At 41.5% G+C, this 25,146-nt stretch carries 19 protein-coding genes; 5 read left to right on the plus strand and 14 right to left on the minus strand.

The window, feature by feature from the left end:
• Positions 1-19: 19 nt before the first annotated feature.
• From HMPREF1125_RS04735 to HMPREF1125_RS04745, 3 genes are all read right to left on the minus strand, one after another.
• On the minus strand, positions 20-1,981 hold the full coding sequence (locus HMPREF1125_RS04735; protein WP_000571828.1) for a peptide ABC transporter substrate-binding protein: 1,962 nt from the start codon (positions 1,979-1,981) through the stop codon (positions 20-22).
• 147 nt (positions 1,982-2,128) lie between these two features.
• Positions 2,129-4,096: a peptide ABC transporter substrate-binding protein gene (locus HMPREF1125_RS04740; RefSeq protein WP_001256758.1), complete on the minus strand. Its 1,968-nt coding sequence runs from the start codon at positions 4,094-4,096 to the stop codon at positions 2,129-2,131.
• Between the two features lie 169 nt (positions 4,097-4,265).
• Positions 4,266-5,876: a glycoside hydrolase family 13 protein gene (locus HMPREF1125_RS04745; protein ID WP_001156796.1), complete on the minus strand. Its 1,611-nt coding sequence runs from the start codon at positions 5,874-5,876 to the stop codon at positions 4,266-4,268.
• A 152-nt stretch (positions 5,877-6,028) separates the two neighbouring features.
• Between HMPREF1125_RS04745 and HMPREF1125_RS04750 the strand changes: the two genes are divergently transcribed.
• Positions 6,029-7,513, plus strand: a complete 1,485-nt coding sequence (locus HMPREF1125_RS04750; RefSeq protein ID WP_000743587.1) for a DUF1846 domain-containing protein — start codon at positions 6,029-6,031, stop codon at positions 7,511-7,513.
• A 134-nt stretch (positions 7,514-7,647) separates the two neighbouring features.
• Here HMPREF1125_RS04750 and HMPREF1125_RS04755 read toward each other — a convergent pair whose 3' ends face one another.
• The 5 genes from HMPREF1125_RS04755 to HMPREF1125_RS04775 are packed head-to-tail and all read right to left on the minus strand — an operon-like array spanning position 7,648 to position 11,576.
• A complete protein-coding gene (locus HMPREF1125_RS04755; RefSeq protein ID WP_001007867.1) occupies positions 7,648-8,679 on the minus strand; it encodes a sensor histidine kinase in 1,032 nt (343 codons plus the stop codon).
• On the minus strand, positions 8,646-9,344 hold the full coding sequence (locus HMPREF1125_RS04760) for a response regulator transcription factor (protein WP_000404917.1): 699 nt from the start codon (positions 9,342-9,344) through the stop codon (positions 8,646-8,648). Before HMPREF1125_RS04760 ends, HMPREF1125_RS04755 begins: the two co-directional genes overlap by 34 nt.
• A 12-nt stretch (positions 9,345-9,356) precedes the next feature.
• The gene (locus HMPREF1125_RS04765) at positions 9,357-10,079 is read right to left on the minus strand and encodes a lantibiotic ABC transporter permease (protein WP_000588283.1); all 723 of its coding nucleotides are present in this window, start codon (positions 10,077-10,079) and stop codon (positions 9,357-9,359) included.
• Positions 10,079-10,867 carry an ABC transporter permease gene (locus HMPREF1125_RS04770; RefSeq protein WP_000665374.1) on the minus strand — a complete coding sequence of 263 codons (789 nt, stop codon included), beginning with the start codon at positions 10,865-10,867 and terminating at the stop codon, positions 10,079-10,081. Before HMPREF1125_RS04770 ends, HMPREF1125_RS04765 begins: the two co-directional genes overlap by 1 nt.
• A 1-nt stretch (position 10,868) precedes the next feature.
• Positions 10,869-11,576, minus strand: coding sequence for an ABC transporter ATP-binding protein (locus tag HMPREF1125_RS04775; RefSeq protein ID WP_000400708.1), 708 nt, complete (start codon positions 11,574-11,576; stop codon positions 10,869-10,871).
• A gap of 263 nt (positions 11,577-11,839) precedes the next feature.
• Here HMPREF1125_RS04775 and HMPREF1125_RS04780 point away from each other — a divergent pair, with 263 nt between their 5' ends.
• Positions 11,840-12,322, plus strand: a complete 483-nt coding sequence (locus HMPREF1125_RS04780) for an S-ribosylhomocysteine lyase (protein WP_000032557.1) — start codon at positions 11,840-11,842, stop codon at positions 12,320-12,322.
• A gap of 57 nt (positions 12,323-12,379) precedes the next feature.
• On the opposite strand, the gene HMPREF1125_RS04785 is transcribed toward HMPREF1125_RS04780, so the two are convergent.
• On the minus strand, positions 12,380-14,485 hold the full coding sequence (locus tag HMPREF1125_RS04785) for an ATP-dependent Clp protease ATP-binding subunit (RefSeq protein WP_001063358.1): 2,106 nt from the start codon (positions 14,483-14,485) through the stop codon (positions 12,380-12,382).
• A gap of 393 nt (positions 14,486-14,878) precedes the next feature.
• The gene (gene pflB, locus HMPREF1125_RS04790) at positions 14,879-17,194 is read right to left on the minus strand and encodes a formate C-acetyltransferase (protein ID WP_025172329.1); all 2,316 of its coding nucleotides are present in this window, start codon (positions 17,192-17,194) and stop codon (positions 14,879-14,881) included.
• 236 nt (positions 17,195-17,430) lie between these two features.
• Between pflB and dinB the strand changes: the two genes are divergently transcribed.
• Positions 17,431-18,492: a DNA polymerase IV gene (dinB, locus tag HMPREF1125_RS04795; protein WP_000904544.1), complete on the plus strand. Its 1,062-nt coding sequence runs from the start codon at positions 17,431-17,433 to the stop codon at positions 18,490-18,492.
• Positions 18,493-18,525: 33 nt separating this feature from the next.
• On the opposite strand, the gene HMPREF1125_RS04800 is transcribed toward dinB, so the two are convergent.
• Both HMPREF1125_RS04800 and HMPREF1125_RS04805 read right to left on the minus strand, forming a co-directional pair.
• On the minus strand, positions 18,526-19,371 hold the full coding sequence (locus HMPREF1125_RS04800; protein WP_000280789.1) for an undecaprenyl-diphosphate phosphatase: 846 nt from the start codon (positions 19,369-19,371) through the stop codon (positions 18,526-18,528).
• Positions 19,372-19,430: 59 nt separating this feature from the next.
• Positions 19,431-21,320 (minus strand): DUF2207 domain-containing protein, encoded by a 1,890-nt coding sequence (locus tag HMPREF1125_RS04805; protein ID WP_000750669.1) that lies wholly within the window; start codon positions 21,318-21,320, stop codon positions 19,431-19,433.
• 132 nt (positions 21,321-21,452) lie between these two features.
• On the opposite strand from HMPREF1125_RS04805, the gene HMPREF1125_RS04810 reads away from it, so the two are divergent.
• The gene (locus HMPREF1125_RS04810) at positions 21,453-23,021 is read left to right on the plus strand and encodes an ABC transporter substrate-binding protein/permease (RefSeq protein ID WP_000732037.1); all 1,569 of its coding nucleotides are present in this window, start codon (positions 21,453-21,455) and stop codon (positions 23,019-23,021) included.
• Positions 23,018-23,758 (plus strand): amino acid ABC transporter ATP-binding protein, encoded by a 741-nt coding sequence (locus HMPREF1125_RS04815; RefSeq protein ID WP_000193353.1) that lies wholly within the window; start codon positions 23,018-23,020, stop codon positions 23,756-23,758. Before HMPREF1125_RS04810 ends, HMPREF1125_RS04815 begins: the two co-directional genes overlap by 4 nt.
• 92 nt (positions 23,759-23,850) lie before the next feature.
• Here HMPREF1125_RS04815 and HMPREF1125_RS04820 read toward each other — a convergent pair whose 3' ends face one another.
• Entirely contained in the window at positions 23,851-24,066 is a 216-nt protein-coding gene (locus tag HMPREF1125_RS04820; RefSeq protein ID WP_000241003.1) for a hypothetical protein, read from the minus strand.
• Positions 24,067-24,172: 106 nt separating this feature from the next.
• Positions 24,173-25,069, minus strand: coding sequence for an SPFH domain-containing protein (locus HMPREF1125_RS04825; RefSeq protein ID WP_000244063.1), 897 nt, complete (start codon positions 25,067-25,069; stop codon positions 24,173-24,175).
• Positions 25,070-25,146 lie beyond the last annotated feature (77 nt).

Below are 25,146 nucleotides of genomic sequence, written 5' to 3' on the forward strand. Positions count from 1 at the left end.
TGGGGCCCCATTTCTGTTTTTATTTGATATGGTTTTCAAACTCTTTTTGGCTCTTTTCGATAGCCTTTTTACTTTCTTCTTCCCACTTAGCCTTGGCTTCGTCAAATTGTTTCTTGGTAACAGGGTCTTTTTGCAGTCTCATGTACTTATAATTATTTCCGTCACCCTTGATACCCACTAGGGAGTAGGCACGTGTAAACGGAGTTACCTTAGTTACAGAGGCTGTACCGCCATTTGACATAGCAGACATGATTAGAGAATTGTCAATCATCCAAGCTTGGGCTTCGGCGTATTTTTCATAACGCTTAGCGACATCTTTGTTCTCGGCATCTGCTTCTTTCAGGAGTTGTGTATAGGTATCGAGCCCCAAACTCTTGATGATCTCTTGGTCTTCCTTGGCATCAAGGCCAAAAATCTTGAGATAGAAGCCAGTTTCAGCATTGAAGGGGTCTAGATAAGTTGATGGATCCTGGTAATCACCAACCCAACCATCAAAGTTTAAGTCGTAGTCACGAGCTGCTGGATTTGGCGCTAGGAAGGCGATATTTCCAAAGTCATCTGTAGAAAGCTGTTGAACATCAATGACGATATTGTCAGAACCTAGTACTGTTTCAAGGGTTTGTTTAACTGAGTTCATACCAGAAACCGCATTTTTATTTGTCTGATCAACAGGGATATCCAAATGGATTGGGAAAGCCACACCTTGAGCTTCCAATTCCTTTTTAGCTTCCGCAAATTTTGCTTGGGCCTTTTCCTTGTTAAAGTAAGCATCTTGAGCGTCTGCCAAATTGATACCTGACCACTCAGTTCCGTAGTTCACAAGCTTAGAAGCTGTTACTTCTCCAAAGGTCTTATCTCCCACCTGAACAAATGTTGGGGGAACCAGAGTATTACGAAGGGTTTTGCTCGCTGCTTCTTCACCGTTAGATTGAGCCGAGTAGGCTGTTCGATCAATACCAAAGTTGATAGCCTGACGGAAGTTTTTATTTAAGATAGCTGTTTGAGCTGATTTCTTTTGTTCGTCCGTTGTTTTAGCAGTATGATTATAGGTCTTACGGTTGACGTTAAAGTTAAAGTACCAAGATGTCTTGTCTTGTAAGCTATAAACGATATTATCTTGGTATTTTTCTTTTGTCTTGGCATAGTTCGAACTATTTGGATAGACTCCCGCAATTGAGTAGGCACCATTTTCAAAGTTTCGAATGGTCATCTCCTGATCTGACCCATCAAAGTAGGCTAACTTAACTTTTTCAATAGTTACTTTATCATGGTCATAATAGTGTGGATTCTTCACATACTCGATCGAAGATTTTGATGTAAAATCCTTTAACAAATACGGACCGTTATAAAGGATACTGTCTGGTGTCAAGGTACCAAAATCTTTATCCTTTGATTTCAAGAACTCTTCGTTGACTGGAAAAAGGATACTATTCGTTGTTTTTGAATTCCAATACGGTTCTGGTCGAGTCAAAGTGTACTCGACTGTGTAGTCATCCAAAGCCTTCACACCAACAGTTGAAAAGTCATTGGTCACACCCGTCACATAGTCATCTAATCCCTTGATTGAATTTTGGATCAGATCCATGGCTTGCCCCTTGTTGTCCGCGGCATATTTGATCCCAGCGACAAAATCCTGAGCCTTGACTGATGCATATTCCTCACCATCAGCTGTATACCATTTGGCATCTTTTCTGAGTTTGTAGGTATAGGTCAAACCATCTGATGAAACGGACCAATCCTCCGCAAGAGCAGGTACGAGGTTCCCATAGCTGTCATTCTCTAACAAACCATCTACGAGATTGGTAATAACGGCAGTGTTATCTGCATAATAATCTAGAAGATAGTTGAAAGTTGTTGGATTTGCACTAAATGTTGATGAATAAGTGCTAGTATTTGTGTTGAACTGTCCACATGCCGAAAGCAAAATCCCTGTCGCTAAGACAAGACCTGTTCCAATTAGTCTTTTTTTCATTTCGATCATCATTCACTCCTTTATGTCACTTTTTATAACATAGCCGTATTTTATCAAATTTATTCAAAAATGTAAAGTTACTGCTTTTATGACAACTGGTGTCTCAAAACAAAAAAGGAAGCACAGTTTCCTGCAACTTCCTTTTCTGTTTATAGATTACTTGACGTGTTTTTCAAGTTCTTTTTGGTATTTGGCATTTGTTTCGATTTTTTCTTGTTGCCATTTCTTGAAGGCTTCTTCGTATTCTTTTGCAGTCACAACATCCTTTTGCAATTCCAAACCTTTGAACACAAATGGGTCTCCCTTGATTCCGACTTGAGAGTATGCTTTTGTGAATGGTACAGTTCGGCTAACAGTTGGAGAACCACCTGAAGAAGCAACTGGAATCAAGAGCGAGCTATCAGACACCCAAGCTTGAGCTTTGGCGTATTTTTCATAACGCTTATTGAGGTCGCTAGTTTCAGCTGCAGCATCATCCAAGAGTTTCTTGTATTCGTCCAGTCCAACTTGAGCCATCACTTCTGGATCTTTTCCGCGAGTGATTCCCAAGTGTTTAAGGGCAGAACCCTTCTTGGCATCAAGAATGTTTAGGTAGGTAGCTGGGTCTTGATAGTCTGGTCCCCAACCAGTTCCGTTCAAATCATAGTCTTTTTGAGATGGCACCTTGGCTTGAGACGTAATGCTCATTTTTTCATTATCGGTCATTTGAAGGACATCGACAATGACATTCTCTGTACCAAGTGATGATTCGATTGACTGCTTGAGTGAATTGGTTTGCTGAACCGCGATTACATCTGTTTGTTCAACCGGAATATCCAAATGGATTGGGAAGGTAACACCCTTGGCTTGCAATTCTGTCTTAGCTTTAGCAAAGGCTGCCTTAGCCTTTTCAGGACTGTAAATCGTATCTTTGCCATCTGTAAGAGCTACATCTTTCCACTGGTCTCCATATGAAACGAGCTCTGCCTGAGCCAACTCTCCAAAAGTTTTTTCACCTACTTGAACGTAGTCATGAGGCACTAGGCTATTACGGATAATCTTGTCTGCACCTTCTTCACCATTCAACTGAGCCGTGTAAGAGTGACGGTCAAGAGCAAAGTTCAGCGCCTGACGGAAGTTCTTGTTGAGAAGAGCTTCTTTTGTTGAAGTTTTTTGAGCTTCGTCTGTTTTGGCTGTTTTATTGTAAGACTGGCGGTTTACGTTAACAGTGAGGTAGTAGCTAGTCGCTTCTTGTGGACTGTAGACAATCTTATCGCCGTACTCTTGTTTAGTTGACTCAAAGTTTGAGCTTGTTGGGAAGAGACGGGCTGTTGTATAAGCACCTTGTGTAAAGCTACGAATCAGAGATTCTTGGTCAGACCCATCGTAGAAAGTTAGTTTAATGTTGTCAATCTTAACATTGTCCTTATCCCAGTAGTTTGGATTCTTTTCATATTCAATGACTGATTTTGAAGTCAATGATTTCAAGAAATAAGGACCATTATATAGGATACCTGATGGGGTTGGTGCACCGTAGTCGCTCCCTTTAGAATTCAAAAATTCTTCATTAACTGGAAGCATGGTTGCAGTTGTGACCTTAGAGTTCCAGAAACTTTCTGGTTTGTTGAGCGTGTATTCTACCGTATAATCATCAACAGCCTTAACTCCTACGGTAGAGAAATCATTGCTCTCACCACTAACATACTCTGCCAAACCTTTGATAGAATCCTGAATCAAAGAAAGACCATCTGATTTCCCGTCAGCAGCATGTTTAAGCCCAGTAACAAAGTCTTTGGCCTTAACTTCAGCGTATTCTTCTCCATCAGAAGTATACCATTTTACACCCTTACGAAGTTTGTAGGTATAGGTCAAGCCATCTTTAGAAACGGACCAGTCTTCTGCAAGCGACGGAATTAAGTTTCCATACTTATCATTTTCCAAAAGGCCATCGACAACGTTCGCTATAACATCAGAAGTTGAACTCTTGCTCGTCACACTGTAGTCCAAAGATGATGGATCCATAGCATAGACATAAGAGAATGTCTTGGGTGCATCAGCCTTCTTTTCACTTTGCCCACAAGCAGTTAAAAGAAGGGCTGTGCTCAGGACGGCACCTGCTCCTAAGAGCCACTTTTTCGATCTCATAAGTAATCTCCTTTAAGATAGTATTTTCACCATTATACCCTATTTTTTCATAAAAGCAAGGGCTTTCGACAGATTTTTTAGAAAATTCTAACAAATATTTTTAAAGACTTTTCTACATATTTTTTTAGTAAAAGAACCTCAAGCATCAAAGACTTGAGGTTCACTTATTTTAATCCGTTAGTTCCACACAGAAAGCATCCCATGGAGCCAAGGTTTGTTTTTCAACTGCTTCTTTAGCAGTAGTGTTTTCAATCAAGATTGACTTAACTCTTCCTTCTACTGAAAAGTTTTGTTTTTCATTGGACAAGTTAGCCACAACTAAGAAACGACGGTCACCGTCCTTACGGATATAAGCAAAGATCTTGTCAGCTGTATCAAGCAATTCAAAGTCAGCTCGAATCAGCCAGCCGTTCTCCTTACGGATTTGAACCAACTTCTGATAGGTATAGAAAATAGAATCTGGATTTGCCAGTGCTTCTTGAACGTTGATTTCTTCGTAGTTTGGATTAACTGCCAACCAAGGTTGACCTGTTGAGAAGCCAGCGTTTTTACTCTCATCCCATTGCATTGGGGTACGGGCATTATCACGACCAATGACACGGATGCTGTCCATGATTTCTTCAATCGGAACGCCTTTTTCAAGAGCCTCACGCGCATAGTTGAGGGATTCAATATCTTCTACTTGATCCAGGGTTTCAAACGGATAGTTGGTCATCCCAATCTCCTCACCCTGGTAGATATAAGGAGTCCCTCTCATAAGATGAAGTAGGATTGCAAAGGCTTTGGCAGATTTCCCACGATATTCTTGGTCATTTCCCCAGATAGAGACGATACGAGGGAGGTCATGATTGTTCCAGAAGAGGGAATTCCAGCCGTCTTCAACTCCTAACTCTGTCTGCCATTTGTTGAAGATTTCTTTTAACTTCCCTACATTTAAATCTTTTTGGTAGTGCCACTTAGGTTGCCCTTCCTGATACTGAAGACAGATGTGTTCAAACTGGAAGACCATAGACAATTCTTGTCCCTTTGGATCAGAGTAGAGCTTAGCAATCTCGGGCGTTGCTCCCCAGGTCTCCCCTACTGTCAAGAGATCCTTATCTCCAAAGGTCGCCTGATTCATTTCCTTGAGATAGGGATGGAGCATAGGACCGTTATTGACTACTTTCTCATCAGGAATCTTACCAATCATATCAATGACATCCATACGGAAACCACCGATACCTTTATCAATCCAGAAGTTCATCATCTCGTAAATTTTCTGGCGAAGTTTTTCATTCTCCCAGTTGAGATCAGGCTGTTTCTTGCTGAAAAAGTGGAGATAGTACTGACCCGATTTTTCATCGTATTCCCAGGCAGACCCACTAAAGATAGACTCCAAATCATTGGGCTCATCCCGCCAGATATAGTAGTCTCGCTCGGGGCTGCCAGGATTTTCACAGGCCTCAACAAACCAGGCGTGTTCATCCGAGGTATGATTGACCACCAAGTCCATGATAATTCGAATATCCCGCTTCTTAGCTTCTGCGATGAGTTGGTCCATGTCCTCCATAGTCCCAAAAATAGCTGCAATCGCTTGATAATCAGCAATATCATAGCCATTATCATCCATAGGACTGTCATAAACAGGAGAAAGCCAAATCGCTGTAATTCCTAACTTAGCTAGGTAGTCTAACTTACTAGTAATTCCTGGCAAATCGCCAATTCCATCTCCGTTACTGTCCATGAAACTCTTTGGATAGACTTGATAGACTACGGCATTGTGCCACCATTTTTCTTGCATCTGTTTACCTCATTATTTTAATAATCTATACTCTATGATAGCGCTTTTTAAAATTTTGTGCAAGCGTTTGCTTAATCTTTTTAATTTCTTTTTTAACTCCATAGTTTCCTAACTTCCAATTTTTTATTATAATAGAGGTCAGAGGTAAAAAAATGAAAAAACAAGCTTTTAGTTCTGAACAATATTTGAATCTACAGCGCGACCACATTTTAGAGCGCATTAACCAATTTGATGGCAAGCTTTACCTGGAGTTTGGCGGCAAAATGTTAGAAGATTTCCACGCTGCTCGTGTACTTCCTGGTTATGAGCCTGACAATAAAATCAAGCTCTTGCAAGAATTGAAAGAACAGGTTGAGGTTGTGATTGCTATTAATGCTAGCAATATCGAGCATTCCAAAGCACGTGGCGACCTAGGCATTTCTTATGACCAAGAAGTTCTTCGTTTGATTGACAAATTCAATGAGCTGGGAATTTTTGTTGGTTCGGTTGTCATCACACAATACGCTGGCCAACCCGCTGCAGATGCCTTCCGCAACCAGTTAGATAAAAACGGGATTGATTCCTATCTTCATTATCCGATCAAAGGATACCCGACTGATATGGACCACATCATTTCTCCAGAGGGTATGGGGAAAAACGACTACATCAAAACCAGTCGCAACTTGATTGTCGTAACCGCTCCTGGACCTGGGTCTGGAAAATTGGCAACTTGTATGTCCAATATGTACCACGACCAAATCAACGGCATCAAGTCTGGCTACGCTAAATTTGAAACCTTCCCAGTTTGGAATCTTCCCCTTCATCATCCAGTCAACTTGGCTTATGAAGCTGCCACAGCAGACCTTGATGATGTCAACATGATTGACCCCTTCCATCTCCAAACCTACAGAGAAACCACTGTCAACTACAATCGTGATATCGAAATTTTCCCGGTGCTCAAACGTATGTTGGAGCGCATTCTCGGTGAATCTCCATACGCTTCACCAACAGACATGGGTGTCAACATGGTTGGTTTCGCTATTACTGATGACGAAGCTGCTATCGAAGCTTCAAAACAAGAAATCATCCGCCGCTACTATCAGACAGTTCTTGATTTCAAAGCCGAAAAAGTTGGGGAATCTGCTGTCAAGAAAATCGAGTTGCTCATGAACGACCTCGGTATCACACCTGCAGACCGTCAGGTTGCTGTCGCTGCACGTCAAAAAGCTGAAGAAACCGGCGGGCCTGCCCTTGCTCTCGAATTGCCATCTGGTGACATTGTCACTGGTAAAAACTCAGAACTCTTTGGCCCTACAGCTGCCGCCTTGATCAACGCCATCAAAAAATCAGCTGACATCGCTAAGGAAGTAAAATTAATCGAGCCTGAAGTCGTCAAACCAATTCAAGGTCTCAAGATTAACCATCTAGGCAGTCGCAATCCGCGCCTCCACTCAAATGAAATTTTGATTGCTCTAGCCATCACAGCTATGGAAAATCCTGATGCTGCGCGTGCCATGGAAGAACTTGGCAATCTCAAAGGAAGCGAAGCCCACTCAACCATCATCTTGACCGATGAAGACAAGAACGTCCTTCGCAAACTAGGCATCAACGTAACCTTCGACCCTTACTACCAATACGATCGCTTGTATCGTAAGTAAATAAACAAGGCTGGACAAAAACTCAATTTGAGAGAAAAATCCAGTAAATCTTTACATAATAAAAAAATCAAACGCATAATATCAAGTCTTTTGGACACTTGGTATTATGCGTTTTTATGATTTTCCATTCTCATTTATTTCAATGAAATTGTCAACTCGACACAGGCTCCTCCTTGGGCTGGATTGAGCAGGGTTAGACAACCACCATGCAAGAGAGCGACCTGCTTAGAAAAGGCTAAGCCGATACCATGATGGGGATTAGCTGAATTGCGGCTTTGGTCACTCTGATAAAAGAGCCGTTCCGCTCCCAGCAGCATCTCCTCTGAAAATGAAGGGCCGTTATTCCAGATAGCAAAAACCAACTGGTCCTGCTGCACTGATACCGTTAGCTTGACTTCCTTTTGATCCTGGTCTGCATGTTCAAGCGCATTCAGTAAAATATTGAGCAAAGCCCGTTTGAGATAGTCCAAATGAATCGACAAAATCAGACTAAGATCACAATCTTCTTGGAGATAAAAACGATAGCTTTCCTGTTTACTGAACAGTGCCCAATCGTCCTGGAGATAGGCCAAAAAGTCCTCTAAGGAAAGCTGACTGAACTGATTAGAATCAATCTGAAAAGCCTTAGCGTAATCAATAAGAGAGCCACAATATTCTTCCATCTTGTAACTAGCCTGCAAAATCTCAGCAGCATAGTCTGCCTGTGGCTGGCCTAACTGCGCCATTTCCAAGAGCTCAGCATTACCCTTAATCACAGTTAGGGGCGTTTTCAAATCGTGCGATGTCGCTGATAGCTGTAAAATCAACTCCTGATTATGCTGCTGCTCTTTTTCTAGAAGACGAGCATTTTCTTGGTGGCTGCTCCGTAAATCGCTATAGACTTCGAGCATTTCCTCGATCCGAAAAAGCTGGCTTTGATTTTCTTCTAAAAGCTTCTTGCTCGTTAGCATTTTGATTTCCCTGTCGATTTTTCGGAGCAATTTCAAAATATGATAAAAAGTAATCAGCAGCAAGCTCCCTGCCCAAAAGAACAAGGTGAAAAGAACGTGATCACTTCCTTGCGTAAATTCATAACCTATAAGCACAAAAATCAAAACATGGAAAAAGACGATTTTTAAACTGGTTGTCCAGACTAGGCTTTTGAAATTAAGGGTTCTAATTGCCATCTATAGCCTACTCCTCTCACTGTTGCGATTGCTCGTAGCCCTTCTTGTTTACATTTTTGACGAATCTGATATACGTATTCTGAGATGGATCGAAGCTGTGTTTCTGAGCTTTCTGGATAAAGCAAGGTATGAAGACGTTCAGCTGAAAAGGTCTGCTTGGGATTGCTAGCTAGTAAATGCAGCAGCTTAAACTCCCGCTCTGAAAATTTCAAGACTTTACTAAAACAGGCAACTTCGTAGCGCTCTGGATAAAATTGGCAAGAAGCAATTTCAGAATATCGCTCCTCACGTCTTTCCTCCCGCCGAAGATGAGCTCTGACACGCGCCAGCAATTCTTTGGTTCCAAAAGGCTTGACAATATAGTCATCTGCTCCGCGAAAGAGCCCTTCCACTTTGTCCGCCTCCAATTCCTTAGCCGTCAGAAAGATGATTGGACACGAAAGATGAGGACGAATGTAGGAACACAGCTCAAAACCATTAACAGGCTCCATCATCACATCCAGCAGAATCAAGTCATATTCTACAAAATACGTCAGCTCTAGGTCTTCTATCCGATCAAGCGTCGTCACATCATAAGCATCTAGCTCTAGGACGTTTTTCACCAGCTTCAAAATGCTCTGGTCGTCATCAACCACCAAAATACGATACTGTCTCATGATTTCCATTATAGCATACCTCTAGCGAACATCTCGTTTCAAGGTTAAGAATATAGCAGAGTTCCAAACCAAAGCTAACCATAACAGCTGTATTCCCAGCCCTGAGAGATCTATTGAATGCTGAAGTCCTTCATACTCAAAAAGATTTAGCGTAGCCAGATCGGGCAGGTATTTTGCTTCTTTGATGAAAGTCGCCAATAAACGGCTGAGGCCAATCAAGAGAGGAAAGAGCACCGACACCGGCACAACCCAAGATTGAAATAGCAAAGCGAGGCCAGCAGTTAAAAAAGCCAGAAAAATATTGCTGAGAAGACCAAAAGAGCTGTAATAGAGGAATTTCTCTAGTAAGGACCAGCTAAAGCTTAGGTCAAAACGAGCCAGCATAACAAGGAAACAGCTGCCTATCATGACACTGTAGAGAACCAAGAGCAGCAAGTCCAGAAAGAGGAATTTTCCAGCCAACCAAGCCTTTCTATTTGATACGGTTAGAAAATTCGTTCGCATCCCAGACTTGACAAACTCCTGGGCAAAATAGAGAGAAGTAAAGATGACGATGACAGACTGCGCCAGATAGAGGGCATGCAAAACCTCGCTCAGAGCCTTCGTCTGACCAACTGCTGTCTGACTGTAGTCAAGATTCATCAGAAAAAATGGAACAGCTACCATAGCCACTAAGGCTGCACCAAGAGCGAGATAATAAGAACGGAACTTAATCCATTCACTTCTAAGCAGAGCTTTTATCATCAGTATCGCCCTCCTAAATCCGTCTTCAAAAAGCGCAGAGAAGCCATGCCGCCGATGACTAGCAACCATGCACCAAGTATCAACAGCCCTTGCAAGGGATTGTTAGCATATTGGGAAGTTGGCGTTGCAGCAAACAACTCTCCTGCTGGCTGTGGCAAATAAGTCCCCCAACTCGTGTGAGCTGCCAGGTAGTTTCCCAGATTATAGATCTGTGGTACGAGAAAAAGCAGAGGAACTAGCATGGTCCGAGCCAATAAACCTAACAAAAACGAAAGGATTCCCAATAAGGTCAGAGATAAGGTTTTCCACAAAATCAAACTCCAAGCTGCCTGATTGAGCAGAATCGGATCAAGTCCTTCCTTTCCTAAAGCGAGATGCATGACCATATAACTAAAGTAGATTGATAAAAAGCTAGTGGCAAGAGAAAAGCAAGTAAAGGTCATGAGTTTCCCCACAAGCAACTTCAGGCGGTTATTACAGGCCAAGAGACTGGTTCTCAAGCTATGAGACTGAAATTCCATAGCTCCCAAAATTCCAGCTAAAATGACCAAAACCATGACCGCCATAGAAGCCCCGTTGAGACCTAGATATTCCAGCGGATCAATGGCATTTATCAGATTAGGAACCGTCTCAGGCGTAGCATCCAAGCCGATAGACAGATACTGTCGGCCCTCCAACCAGGATACGATAGGCACCAATAGCAGCATGAAGGCCACACTCACTTTGAAAGCCTTGATTGAGCGGATTTTCAACCATTCTGAATGCAATAAAGACATCGTTTCTTTCATCTTAAACCTCCTCTGTCAAATCAAAGAAGAGATCTTCTAGACTGTCTGAATCTTGCAGCACCTCTTCCAATCGTCCTTGCTCAATAATTCGCCCATGATGAATCAAGACCACATCATCTGTCACCATTTGCACCTCTGACAGGATGTGGGATGATAGAAGTACCGTTTTCCCTAAATCAGCCTGCTGACGGATGAACTTTCTAAACCACTTAATCCCACTTGGATCCAGTCCATTGGTCGGTTCATCTAATATAAGAAACTGAGGATCACCTAGCAAAGCTGCTGCCAAACCCAACCGCTGACCCTCCCCCAGAGACAGGCTTGACAAGAGCTCCTTCCTCTTATGAGCGATTCCAGTCATCTCCAAAACCTCATCAATCCGAGACTTGGGAATAGCATTACTCGCCGCAATAATTCTCAAGTGGTCATAGACCTTTCGATTTGGCAAACCGCCAATGCCGTCAAAGGCTGCACCTACCGTTCTGAGCGGATAGATCATTGACTGATAGGTTTGCCCATCAAAAGTCGCCGCTCCTGCTGTCGCCCGATCTAACCCCAAGAGAATCCTCAAGGTCGAACTTTTCCCTGCACCATTCGGGCCCAAAAAAGCTGTAATCCGCCCGCTTCTAGCTGTAAAAGAAATATCTTCTAAAATCTGCTTACTGCCATGCTTTTTGCAAACGCCTTCTATTTTCACCATATGTTCCATACTGAACTCCTTTATCTTTATTTTCTACAGTATATCCAATCTAGTTCAGAATTAGTTCAGAAATCAAGCAAAAATTCTAAATGTTGACTCCACCTTTCAAAAGTCGCTCTAGCTTCATTAGAAAGAACTCAGTTTTTCTTTATAATTCTGCGAGTTTTGTATGGAGACTTTGTTATAATGCTAGTCTCAAAAAGTCATTTATCAAACTTCATCAAGAGCAGTCTTTATGATATAATGAAAGAAGAAAACTGAAAGGAACTATCATGTCAAAAGAAGTTATTGTTGAAAGTTTTGAACTTGACCACACCATTGTCAAAGCACCCTATGTCCGCTTGATTGGGGAAGAAACAGGGCCAAAGGGAGATGTCATCTCCAACTTTGATATTCGCTTGGTGCAACCAAACGAAGACTCAATCCCTACCGCTGGCCTTCACACCATTGAGCATCTCTTAGCCAAACTCATTCGTACCCGTATTGACGGCATGATTGACTGTTCACCATTTGGTTGCCGTACAGGCTTCCATATGATTATGTGGGGACGCCATACTAGCGCTGAAATTGCAGCTGTTATCAAAGATTCGCTCAAGGAAATTGCTGAGACCACTACTTGGGAAGATGTCCCTGGAACAACCATCGAATCTTGCGGAAACTACAAGGACCACAGCCTCTTTTCTGCTAAAGAATGGGCAAAACTCATCTTGGAACAAGGAATCTCAGATGATGCCTTTGAGCGCCATGTCATCTAAACACAAAAGGAACCAGCTTTTAGCTAGTTCCTTATTTTTTATTCTCAAAATCTCGAGTTAGGCTTTTTCACGAATGACCAAAACGCCATCTTCCATATCTGCTTCCAAATGTTTGGCATCTAGATGATCCAAGTGGAAGTCTGTCACCTTATCACGAATTTGTTGTTCAACCACGCGACGGAGAGGACGAACACCCATAACTTCGTCATAACCTTCTTCTGTGATAAAGTCCTTAGCTGCTTGGCTGACTTCCAAATCAATGTCCTTCTTAGCCAAGGTTTGGTTGACTTCAGCCAACATCAAGTCCACAATCTTAGAAAGGTCTTCCTTGTTCAAGTGTGAGAACTCGATAACTGCGTTAAAGCGGTTAAGGAATTCTGGACGGAAGTATGGTTTCAAACGATCCATCAATTCTGGTTTGTCCGCATCTTCTGTCAAGTTGGCTTCATAGCCAAATCCAGCATTTGATGTCGCGATAATGACAGTATTTTTAAAGTTAACGGTATTTCCTTGACCATCAGTCAAACGACCATCATCTAGGACTTGGAGGAGAAGGGTGATTACTTGCGGATCAGCCTTTTCAATCTCGTCCAAGAGAATGATAGAGTAAGGATTGCGACGAACACGTTCTGTCAAGGTATTGCTATTGTCATCATAACCCACATAACCAGCTGTTGTACCAATCAATTTAGAAACAGCTGTGCGGTCACTGTATTCAGACATATCCAATCGAATGATAGCCTCCTTGGTTCCAAACATATCGAGCGCCAATTGCTTAGCAAGCTCCGTCTTACCAACCCCAGTAGGCCCTACAAAGAGGAAGCTACCGATTGGGCGATTGCCTTCATCAAAACCAGCACGGTTACGACGGATAGCACGAGCCACTGCTTCTACTGCCTTATCTTGGCCGATAACCTTGTGTTCCAAACGATGAGCCATATCCTTGAGACGTTCGATGTCTGACGCTCCCATTTGTGATACTGGAATACCGGTCATACGCTCTACGGACTCGGCCACATCATTGACAGTTGCAGTCACCTTCATATCTTCTGTGTGGTTTTCGATTTTCTTTTCTAATTCTGCAATGCGTGTCTTGGCATTGAGAGCTGCTTCAAAGTCTTCTGCTTCAACTGCTTTTTCTTGCTTGTCTTTTTCTGCCTCAATCTCCCGTTCGACAGCATGAACATCTGTTACTGGATGTTGAGCTGCCAAGTGAGCTGCCGTTACATCGACAAGGTCAATAGCCTTATCTGGCAAGCTGCGTTGAGGAATGTATTGGACAGAATAATCCACTGCTGCTTTCAAGACTTCATCTGGCAAGATGACATTGTGGTGTTGTTGATAGAGGTCACGAATTCCTTGAAGGATTTTAAAGGTATCCTCTGCTGAAGGAGCATTGACCTTCACTTCGTTGAAACGACGAGCAAGAGCTGCATTTTTCAAGATAGTGTTACGGTATTCGTCTTGAGTTGTCGCTCCAATAACGGTCAATTCACCACGAGAGAGGGCTGGCTTGAGAATGTCCGCAAGCCCCTTAGAACCACTGTCTCCACCAGTGCTACCAGCACCAAGGATTTGGTGGATTTCATCAAAGAAGAGGATAATATTTCCTGCTTCTTTTACTTCATTGACCAAGTTTTGAACGTTTTCTTCAAAGCTACCACGGTATTGAGTACCAGCCTCAAGACCTGAGATATCAATAGAAATAATTTCCTTGTTCTTGATGGCAGCTGGAACATCTCCATTCACAATAGCTTGTGCTAGACCTTCGACAACGGCTGTCTTACCAACACCTGCATCTCCGACAAGTACAGGATTGTTCTTGGTACGACGTGAGAGGATTTCAGCTGTTTCTTGAATTTCCTTGTTTCGTCCGATAACAGGATCCAACTTGCCCTCGCGAGCTTCTGCGGTCAAGTTTCGACCTAGTTTAGCAAGGACACCGTCTTGTTTCATACCTGAAGCGTGTTGTTGCATTTGCGCATCAGATTCTGCATTTCCTGGTAATTGACCAGTTGCACGATAATGAGCAAATTCCTCAGGTGTCACTTCTCGTCCATTAATCAAGTAGCGACGGTTTTCAGAACTATATCCTCGCATACCACCCATCAATTGGTTAAATAAATCATCCATGTTGTTAAAGTTATTAAAGTTGTTATTCATATTCTTTACCTCGTTTATTGTTAATTATTTGCGATCTCTGATATTGACTATCTTTGACCTTTGTTTTAAAAATTTTAGACTAGCTAACCTGCTACCCTAAGAATAATTTCTGGTTTTTCTTTTTTAAATAAGCCTTTTATCATTTTCTTTTCAAAGTCTGTTAGATTTAACATAGGCCTCACCCCTTTCTTGGGATTCTATAGCTCATTCTCAAAGACTAATTTCTTGAAAATAAGCTTTTTAAGGAATTCATTTTCCTTATGTTTCTACTATATCACATTAGTCAGTAAAAGTCAATAATTTTTTGACCAAATTTGACTATTTTAAAAAATTTTTTTGAAAGACAAAAAAGCCAGTCATATCGACTGGCTTTCTTTCTATTCTAATTGAATATTAGCTCAATGCGTCATCCATTGAAAGAACTTCGTGGAAGACACGTTGTGTCAATTCAGTTTTTTGTTCTGGAGTGAGGTATTTAGTGTTTACACAGTATCCAGAGATACGCACGATAACATCTTCACCTGACATGATCTTTTCGTAAACATCGTTCAAGTCCATAACGTTCAAGTTAACGTGTTGTCCACCGTTTTCGAAGTAACCATCAAGGATTGTTACCAAGTTATCAACTTGCTCATCACGAGTCTTACCAAGAGCACGTGGAGAAACTTGAGTTGTCAATGAGATACCGTCAGCTGCGTAACCAAAGTCTAGGCTAGCAAGTGAGTTCAAGTTTTGCAACCATCCACCTTTAGCTTTGTTAGAAGGGTTAGCACCTGGTGAGAAGAATTCAAGTTTAGACAAGTTCACAGAACCATCTTCGTTGAGGTATACACCTTTGTGGACTGGTGAGTTACCAGTTTGTTTAGAGTAAGCAACGTTAGATGTGATTGTCAAAAGTGATACTGTAGCTTCTGCGTCTTTGTAAAGTTTGTGGCTACGTAAACGAGTTGTGTAAGCTTCGATCAACCATTCTGCCAATTCGTTTGAACGTGGGTCATCTTCACCCCAACGTGGGTATTCACCGATTGTTTCGTAATCGTAGATGTAGCCATCCTCATCACGGATTGGTTTAACTGTAGCGTATTTGATCGCTGACAATGTGTCAACTGTGTTGGCAAATCCACAGATACCGAATCCCATGTTAGCACGTTGTTTAGTTGGCAAGAAGGCCATTTGAACAGCTTCATAGTTGTACTTGTCAGTCATGTAGTGGATGATGTTCAAAGCATCTACATAAGTGTCAGTCAACCAATCAAGAGATTTTTCAAAGTTCGCTTTAACTGATTCGAATTCAAGAACTTCGTCACGGATAGGATCGATGTCAAATACTTTGTAGTCTTTGTGAACATCGTCGTAACCACCGTTCAAACCAGTAAGAAGGGCTTTAAGAACGTTTACACGAGCACCGAAGTACTGGATGTTGTGGCGTTGATCTTCGTTTTCTGGGTCAAGTGGTGACACACAGCATGAGATACAGCTCATTTCTCCGTATCCATCTTTAGCCATTGTTGTTACACCTTCGTATTGGATAGAAGAGTGTTTGTGGCTCATGTGCATACAGTAGCGACGGAAGTTGTATGGCAATTTGTCAGTCCAAAGAACTGTCAAGTTTGGCTCTGGAGAGTTACCGATGTTGTCAAGAGTGTTCAAGAAACGGTAGTCCATCTTAGTAACACGGTGACGACCGTCGTTACCCATACCAGCCATAGAAGTTGTGATAAAGGTTGGGTCACCTGAGTACAATTGGTCATAAGCTTTTGTACGAGCAAATTTAACTGTACGAAGTTTCATAACGAAATCATCAACGAACTCTTGGATTTCTGATTCAGTAAATGTACCACGAGCAAGGTCACGTTCTGCAAAGATATCAAGTACGATTGGCACACGCCCTAGAGATGTAGCAGCACCGTTGATCACACGGCAGACAGCCATGAAGGCGATGTTAACCCATTGGATCGCTTCTTTAACGTTCATCGCTGGTTTGCGAACATCAACTCCGTAAAGGTCACCCAAGCGAACAACTTGTTGCAATGCTTGGTATTGAAGGTTTACTTCTTCACGAAGACGGATTGTTTCTTCATCAATTTCTTTAATTGCATTCCAGTCGTTTACTTTTTCTTGCATCAAATAGTCTGCACCGTAAAGAGCAAGACGTGCGTAAACACCGATGATACGTCCACGTGAGTATGCATCTGGAAGACCAGTTACAGTGTGAGCGTGACGAGCGCGACGAATGTTTGAAGTGTAGGCACGGAAGATACCGTCGTTAACTGTTGTTACGTATTTAGTAAAGATTTCGTGAACAGCTGGGTCTGGTTCGTATCCATTTTCTTTCAAAGTAGTTTCAGCCATACGGATACCACCTTTTGGCATGAAGTTCAATTTGAAGAGTTCATCGTTTTGGATACCGAAGATAACTTCGTTTTCTTTGTCGATAAATCCAGCAGGGATATCAGCAATAGATGTTGGACGAGTGTCCATTGGGAAACGAGTTTCTTCGTAGTGAGCCTTAGTTTCTTCTACGATTTTTTTGATGTGAAGTGAACGTTCTGTTGGTCCAGCAAGGAAGCTTTCATCTCCATCGTAAGGTGTGTAGTTAGCTTGAACGAAGCGAGAAACGCTTGCTTTTTCTTTCCAATCTACGCCTTTGAAGCCTTCCCAAGCTTTGTCAAAAATGTCTTGTGCTTCAACAACTGTCTTAACAACCATGTTAATGTCCTCATTTTTCTTTCTAGCAACAGTCATCTGTTACATTCATGAGACCAGTATACCATACAGTAACCGATTTCAACAAGAGAAAACCGGCATTTTAGACGCTTTCTTTTATACTACAGCCCCTTTTTTGCTCTAATCTGTATTATATTTTTGAAAGTCAGGTTGAACTTTCCCATTTTTTCAGAAAAAAGGGTATAATAAATAGAAAATGACTCTAGAAAGGGATTGGAATGCTCATATTTCCATTGATAAATGATTTGTCCAGAAAAATCATCCATATCGACATGGATGCCTTTTTTGCTGCGGTGGAAATCAGAGATAATCCCAAGTTAAAGGGCAAACCTGTTATCATTGGGAGTGATCCCAGACAAACAGGTGGTCGAGGTGTCGTTTCTACCTGTAGCTACGAGGCACGAGCTTTTGGCGTTCATTCAGCCATGAGCTCTAAAGAAGCTTATGAGCGCTGTCCCCAAGCTATCTTTATCTCAGGAAATTATGAAAAGTATAAGGCTGTGGGACTTGAGATTCGTGCTATTTTTAAACGCTACACTGATTTGATCGAACCTATGAGTATTGACGAGGCATACTTGGATGTAACGGAAAATAAACTCGGTATCAAGTCAGCTGTCAAAATAGCCCGCCTCATCCAACAAGATATCTGGCAGGAGCTACATCTGACTGCTTCTGCAGGCGTCTCTTATAACAAATTTTTAGCTAAAATGGCTAGTGACTATCAAAAACCACATGGTTTAACAGTCATCCTCCCAGATCAGGCTGAGGATTTTCTCAAACAAATGGACATTGCTAAATTTCACGGTGTGGGCAAAAAAACAGTTGAACGGCTTCATGAAATGAGCATTTATACTGGTGAAGACTTATTGGCTGTTTCTGAAGTCACTTTAATCGATCGGTTTGGCAGACTCGGTTTTGATCTTTATCGAAAGGCTAGGGGCATTCATAATTCACCGGTCAAGGCTAATCGTATTCGAAAGTCTATTGGCAAGGAAAAAACCTACGGAAAAATCCTGCGCGTAGAAGAAGACATCAAAAAAGAGCTGACTCTTCTCTCAGAAAAGGTAGCTCACAATCTCAGCCAACAAGGCAAAGCTGGAAAAATCATTATCCTAAAAATACGATATGCTGACTTCTCTACTCTAACTAGACGAAAAAGCCTCCCACAAGCAACACAGGATGCTAGTCAGATTTCTCAAACTGCCCTTCAACTCTACGAAGAACTAGCTGAAAAAGAAAAAGGCATTCGTTTGCTAGGAGTCACAGTAACAGGATTTTAAAAAGCTTGAAGGAAGATTCCCTCAAGCTTTTTCTTATACAAATAAACGCACAAAACTATAGAGCAACAAGACACTACCGAGTACGATACGGTATTTACCAAAGAGGGTAAAATCGTGCTTCTTCACATAACCGGTCAAGAAGCGAATAGCAACCATGCTGACCGCGAAGGCTACTCCCATAGCAACCAAAAGCAAGAACAGTTGTCCAAAACTCAAGAGTTGGCCTGCTTTTATAAATTTGAAAATCTTTAAAGCACTGGCTCCAAACATCACAGGAATTCCAAGGTAGAAGGTAAACTCTGTTACGACAGAGCGACTCGTTCCATTTAACAAACCACCAACGATAGTTGCACCAGAACGGCTCGTTCCTGGGAAGAGGGCGAGGACTTGAAAGAGTCCGATGTAAAGAGCTGTTTTATAAGGCAACTTGTCTAGCTCTGTTACTGTTGGTTCAATGGCTTGCGCCTTATTTCGTTTTTCGAGATAGATAAAGGCAACACCATAGATAATCAACATAATCGCAACTGAAACCATGTTATGGAAGTTGGCATCAAACCAATCATCTAATTTAAAGACCAATAGCAAAGGCAAGGTCGCAACGAGGACTTTTGACCACAATTGCCAAGTTCGACGGACTTCCACCTTAGTTTTGCCAGGTTTGAACGGATTGAGCTTGTTAAAGTAAATCACCATAACCGCTAAGATAGCACCGAGCTGAATGACAACATTAAACATGGACATGAAGGCTTCATTTTGGTCCTTGTATTGTACAAATTCTTCAACCAAGATCAAGTGACCCGTACTTGAAATGGGCAACCATTCTGTAATTCCTTCAACAATCCCAAAAAAGATCGACTTCAAAATTTCAATAAGATACATGTATTACTCCTTTTTCTGTCCTCTATTATAACATAATTTCAGATTCTGCGATAGGTTTTTTAGAAGGCACCGATGCTACCACCGCCTCCGCCTCCTGAGAATCCTCCACCTGAAGAACCACTTCCAGAAGATACGGAGTAGTTGCTAGCTGTGTTTGCAATACTAGCATAGTGGCTCATTTGAGCAGTTGAATGATAAAACATACTGTGCCAGCCATAAGCTACATAAAGATTGATATCTGGGTTCTCGACCTGAATCTGATAAGATCTCATCAAATGACTCACCTTGTCCGCATAACCAAATAAAGTAGCATAGACAAGGAGGCGATTCCAAAGAACAATACTCTCTAATTCTGCCTTGTCTAGATGGGCGATATCGCGAAGCATGTTTTCAAAACTAGTCCAGAGATAGTACACTTCTAGTCCATCTTCATTTAAAACACCATCACGAGTATCAAATCGGGTTGTCCAATAATAGACGACAGCTAACATCAAGCCTGCAAATCCAAGGATAAGAAGTAGCAGAGAAAGATACCCGTGGGCATCCAAACTATACAAGAACCAGCCAAAACCAACGAAAGCAGGTAAAATCGTAAAGACACCTATCGTCAATCGCAGGATTTTTTCACCATTACTCAGTGAACGATAATAATCTGGAAGTTGCAAAGAGGAAACCCGCTTTCTCACTCCATCCTGCATCTGCTTCAGAGCTTGCTCAAAAGACGACTTAAGCTTACGTCCTGTTTTCTGAATTCGTTTTTCATCAGCTGCTTTTGCACCTTGGTAAAGACTAGTTGACACTTGGTAATCTGCAAACAAATCTGAAACAAGCACTTCTTCTCTTCCTGAAAAAGCCAAATTAAGGCAATCTTTTTCAAAACTTTCCAATCCTTTTTCTTTTATGACTTTTAGACGGACCTCATCTCCATTTGAGATGATCGAAACATTTCCACGGTCGATCACATCCAATAAAGTTGCCTGAACGAGTTGGTCAAAAGTGAACTTCCCTCCTCCCTTGGTCAAGGGGCTGACTTCCTCTAAAGAAGTGGAGTAAACAGCTTCCGATAAAACCATCGGTTCTAAGTCCATTGGCGGTTCATAGAGACGGTGATTTTTGGCATATTTCTTCGATGGGGAGGTTTTTCTTCTGTAAATGCAGTAGAAAATAACACTAAAGACTAAAGAAAGCGAGAGTAGCAAAGGGATAATCCACGTAACCAGAGCTTTACTTTGAGCTTTTTCAGCAGTAATGGATTCCTCTATTTTTTTAAATTCTGCTAAACGATTGCCCTTCAATCCCTGATTCAAATCAGTTCCAAAATCTTTTCTAGGCCAATAGGCATGCAATTCAACCCCACGCTGACGAGGTAGGTTCTGCAAATGAACACGATAATCACCACCTGTCTTCTCTACCTTGCCCTCTGTAAAGAGTTTCCCTGTATGAAAGAAAAGTTTTTCAGCTCCATTAAAGCCTGTTACCCGAAACTCAAAATTTTCGATAGGTTCTGAACTATCTGTCAAGGGTTGCCAATTAAGTTCCGCGATATCATCATATAGAAATAGGAGGTTTTTTAGTTGCCATGTGATTACCACTTCAACGGTATCCCCTTCTTGGCCTGGATTATACACTTTTACAGTATACCCTTCTGTTCCTTCTATTACTTCACTATTGACATTTTCAATGGCGCTAGCATTTTTCCATACCTGAACCTTCGGACTGGGATCTATTTCAAAGCCCTTTGGCATCTTACCAGAACGGCCAAGTCCTACTAGTTGTCCATTAAAGTCTTCATCAAAATAATAGACTACTTTCTCCCTAAATTCTGCCGTATTATCTGCATGAATATACAAATCACCTTGATAAGAGCGAATCTTAAAATCAACCGCAAAAACAGAGAGTGGTAAAATACAAAACAAGCTAAATAAAAGCACGAAAAAAGTCTTTTTCATAACACAATCCCCTTTTTATCTTTGCTATCATTATATCATTTTTTATAAGTAAAGGCTTACTTGTATTGAAAATCTCACCATTTTTAGATACAATAGAGAGAAGTCATTTTTAGACTAGAAATAGGAGAAAACATGAAAAAATTATGCTTATCTATTCTTGCTAGCCTAGCCCTTATATTAGGACTAGCTAGCCAAGTCCAAGCCGACGAATATTTACGCATCGGGATGGAGGCAGCTTACGCTCCCTTTAACTGGACCCAAGACGACGATAGTAATGGTGCTGTTAAAATCGACGGTACCAACCAATATGCCAACGGCTATGATGTTCAAATCGCTAAAAAGATTGCCAAAGATCTGGGTAAGGAACCTTTGGTCGTGAAAACCAAGTGGGAAGGACTTGTTCCAGCCCTTACTTCTGGCAAAATCGATATGATCATTGCCGGTATGAGCCCAACCGCTGAACGCAAACAAGAAATTGCTTTTTCAAGCAGTTACTATACTAGCGAGCCAGTTCTATTGGTCAAAAAGGACTCTGCCTACGCGAATGCCAAATCTTTGAAAGATTTTAGCGGAGCAAAAATCACGTCTCAACAAGGTGTTTACCTTTATGATTTGATTTCTCAAATTCCAGGTGCCAAAAAAGAAACAGCTATGGGCGACTTCGCTCAAATGCGTCAAGCTCTGGAAGCCGGTGTCATTGATGCCTATGTTTCGGAACGCCCCGAAGCACTGACTGCTGAAGCCGCTAACTCTAAGTTCAAGATGGTCCAAGTAGAACCCGGTTTCAAAACTGGAGAAGAAGATACAGCTATCGCCATTGGACTTCGTAAAGATGACAGCCGCATCAGCCAAATCAATGCTAGTATTGAAACCATCTCCAAAGATGAACAAGTTGCTCTGATGGATCGTATGATTCAGGAGCAACCTGCCGAAGCCACAACGACTGAAGAAAGCAGCAGTAATTTCTTCAACCAAGTTGCTAAAATTCTTTCTGAAAACTGGCAACAGCTCTTGCGTGGTGCAGGAGTCACTCTTTTAATCTCAATCATCGGAACTATCGTAGGTCTCATTATCGGTCTTGCCATTGGTGTCTTCCGTACTGCTCCTCTCTCGGAAAACAAAGCCATTTACAGCCTACAAAAACTAGTCGGCTGGATCCTCAATGTCTATATTGAAATCTTCCGTGGTACACCGATGATTGTTCAATCCATGGTTATCTACTATGGGACTGCTCAAGCTTTCGGTATCAATCTCGACCGGACACTGGCTGCTATCTTTATCGTCTCAATCAACACGGGTGCCTACATGACAGAAATCGTTCGTGGTGGTATTCTAGCAGTTGACAAGGGACAGTTCGAAGCTGCAACTGCTCTTGGTATGACCCACAATCAAACCATGCGTAAGATTGTCCTTCCTCAGGTTGTCCGTAATATTCTACCTGCTACTGGTAATGAGTTTGTCATCAATATCAAAGATACCTCTGTATTGAACGTTATTTCAGTTGTCGAGCTTTATTTCTCAGGAAATACTGTAGCGACTCAAACCTATCAATACTTCCAGACCTTTACCATCATTGCAGTGATTTACTTTGTCCTCACCTTCACTGTGACCCGTGTCCTACGTTTTATCGAACGCTATATGGACATGGACACTTACACTACAGGTGCTAACCAAATGCAAACGGGGGATTTGAAAAAATGACACAACCAATCCTTGAAATCAAACACCTAAAAAAATCCTATGGACAAAATGAAGTGCTAAAAGACATTTCTCTCACCGTCCATAAAGGAGAGGTTATTTCCATCATCGGAAGCTCGGGAAGCGGAAAATCAACCTTCCTTCGTTCGATTAATTTACTAGAAACACCTACAGGAGGAGAGATTCTCTATCGCGGAGAAAATGTCCTGGAAAAAGGCTATAACCTCACCCATTATCGTGAAAAGCTCGGTATGGTTTTCCAATCTTTCAATCTCTTTGAAAATCTGAATGTCCTCGAAAATACCATCGTCGCCCAAACGACAGTACTCAAACGTGACCACTCTGAAGCTGAAAAAATTGCCAAAGAGAATCTTGAAAAAGTTGGTATGGGAGAACGTTACTGGCAAGCCAAGCCGAAGCAACTTTCAGGTGGACAAAAGCAACGTGTAGCTATCGCTCGTGCACTCTCCATGAATCCTGACGCCATTCTCTTCGACGAACCAACATCTGCCCTTGACCCCGAAATGGTCGGAGAAGTCCTCAAAATTATGCAGGACCTAGCTCAAGAAGGCTTGACCATGATTGTTGTAACCCACGAAATGGAATTTGCTCGCGACGTCTCCCATCGTGTCATCTTCATGGACAAGGGAATCATTGCAGAAGAAGGTAAACCTGAAGAACTCTTCACGAACCCTAAAGAAGAACGGACAAAAGAATTCCTTCAGCGTTATCTCAATTAATAAATAAAGACTGCATACAGAATGCAGTCTTTTTAGTTTGTAATTGTAAAGGAAAGGCAGACTCGATTCAGAAATCTGCCTGTAACCACAGTTCAATCTTCAAATTTTTCATGATTTTTTTCATAGAAATCGATTAAACTAAGAGCTGTTTCAAATGAAATATTTTTAACTTTTGCGCGTCCTTGCGCTAGGGCAATGATAGACATTTCACGCGCATTCGTTTCTTTAGAGATACGGTAACCTGTGATCTTCTTATCACGAACCCAGCCAACAACTGCTTCTACCTTTTCAAAGTTTGACTTAACCATGTTCTTCTCCTGAATTATTCTTTACAATTCCTAATTGTATACGTTTTTATTTTATCTGTCAATAAAAAAACATATATTCGTCACAACTATATTATTCTGCATATTTTTATTTGGCTTTTAAAGCCGATAATATATGAGTTCTTATATCTTCAACTCCATTAGGATTTGCTGGTAGGAAGATTGTATTATTTCCTTCTTTTTCTGCAAAATTATTCAATGTGTCTAAATACTGGTTCGTTAATAGGATAGACATGATTTGTTCTTCAGTTAGCTCAACATTAGCTCCCTTTAACTCTTTGATAGAATCAGCTAGTCCGTCAACAATTGCTTTACGCTGCTCTGCAATCCCTACACCATGTAGGCGATCTTTTTCTGCTTCTGCTTCTGCTGCGGTCACAATTTTAATCTTATCTGCTTCAGCAAGTTCTTGCGCTGCAACTCTCTTACGTTGAGCTGCGTTAATTTCATTCATGGATTGTTTTACTTCAGCATCAGGTTCAACCTTAGTAATCAGCGTTTTGACAATGATATACCCATACGTAGACATTTCTTCAGCCACTTGTTTTTGAACTTCTAAGGCGATTTCATCCTTCTTCTCAAACAACTCATCTAGGGTTAGCTTTGGTACAGATGAACGCAAAGCATCTTCAATATAGGATTTAATTTGGGCTTCTGGACGCATCAATTTATAATAGGCATCTGTGACGTTATTTTCATTCACTCGATACTGAGTTGCCACATTCATCGTCACAAATACATTATCTTGCGTCTTTGTCTCTACAACAATCTCACTTTGCAACAAGCGTAGTTGAACTCTTGCCGCAATCCTATCAATCCCAAAGGGAGCCCGCAAATGAATACCACTATTGCTCAACTTTTGGTATTTACCAAAGCGTTCTATGATAGCGACAGATTGTTGTCGAACCACATATACAGAACTAATCGTAATCACTGATGCAATCACCACTAAAAACAATAAAACAAGTAAAATTTGTAAAACCATGGGAATCTCCCCCTTTCATCACCCTCATTATAACACCATCGTTATCATTACGCAAATAATATGATAATAATTTTATT

Source organism: Streptococcus oralis SK304, assembly GCF_000287715.1.
GTDB classification, from domain to species: Bacteria; Bacillota; Bacilli; order Lactobacillales; family Streptococcaceae; genus Streptococcus; species Streptococcus oralis_Y.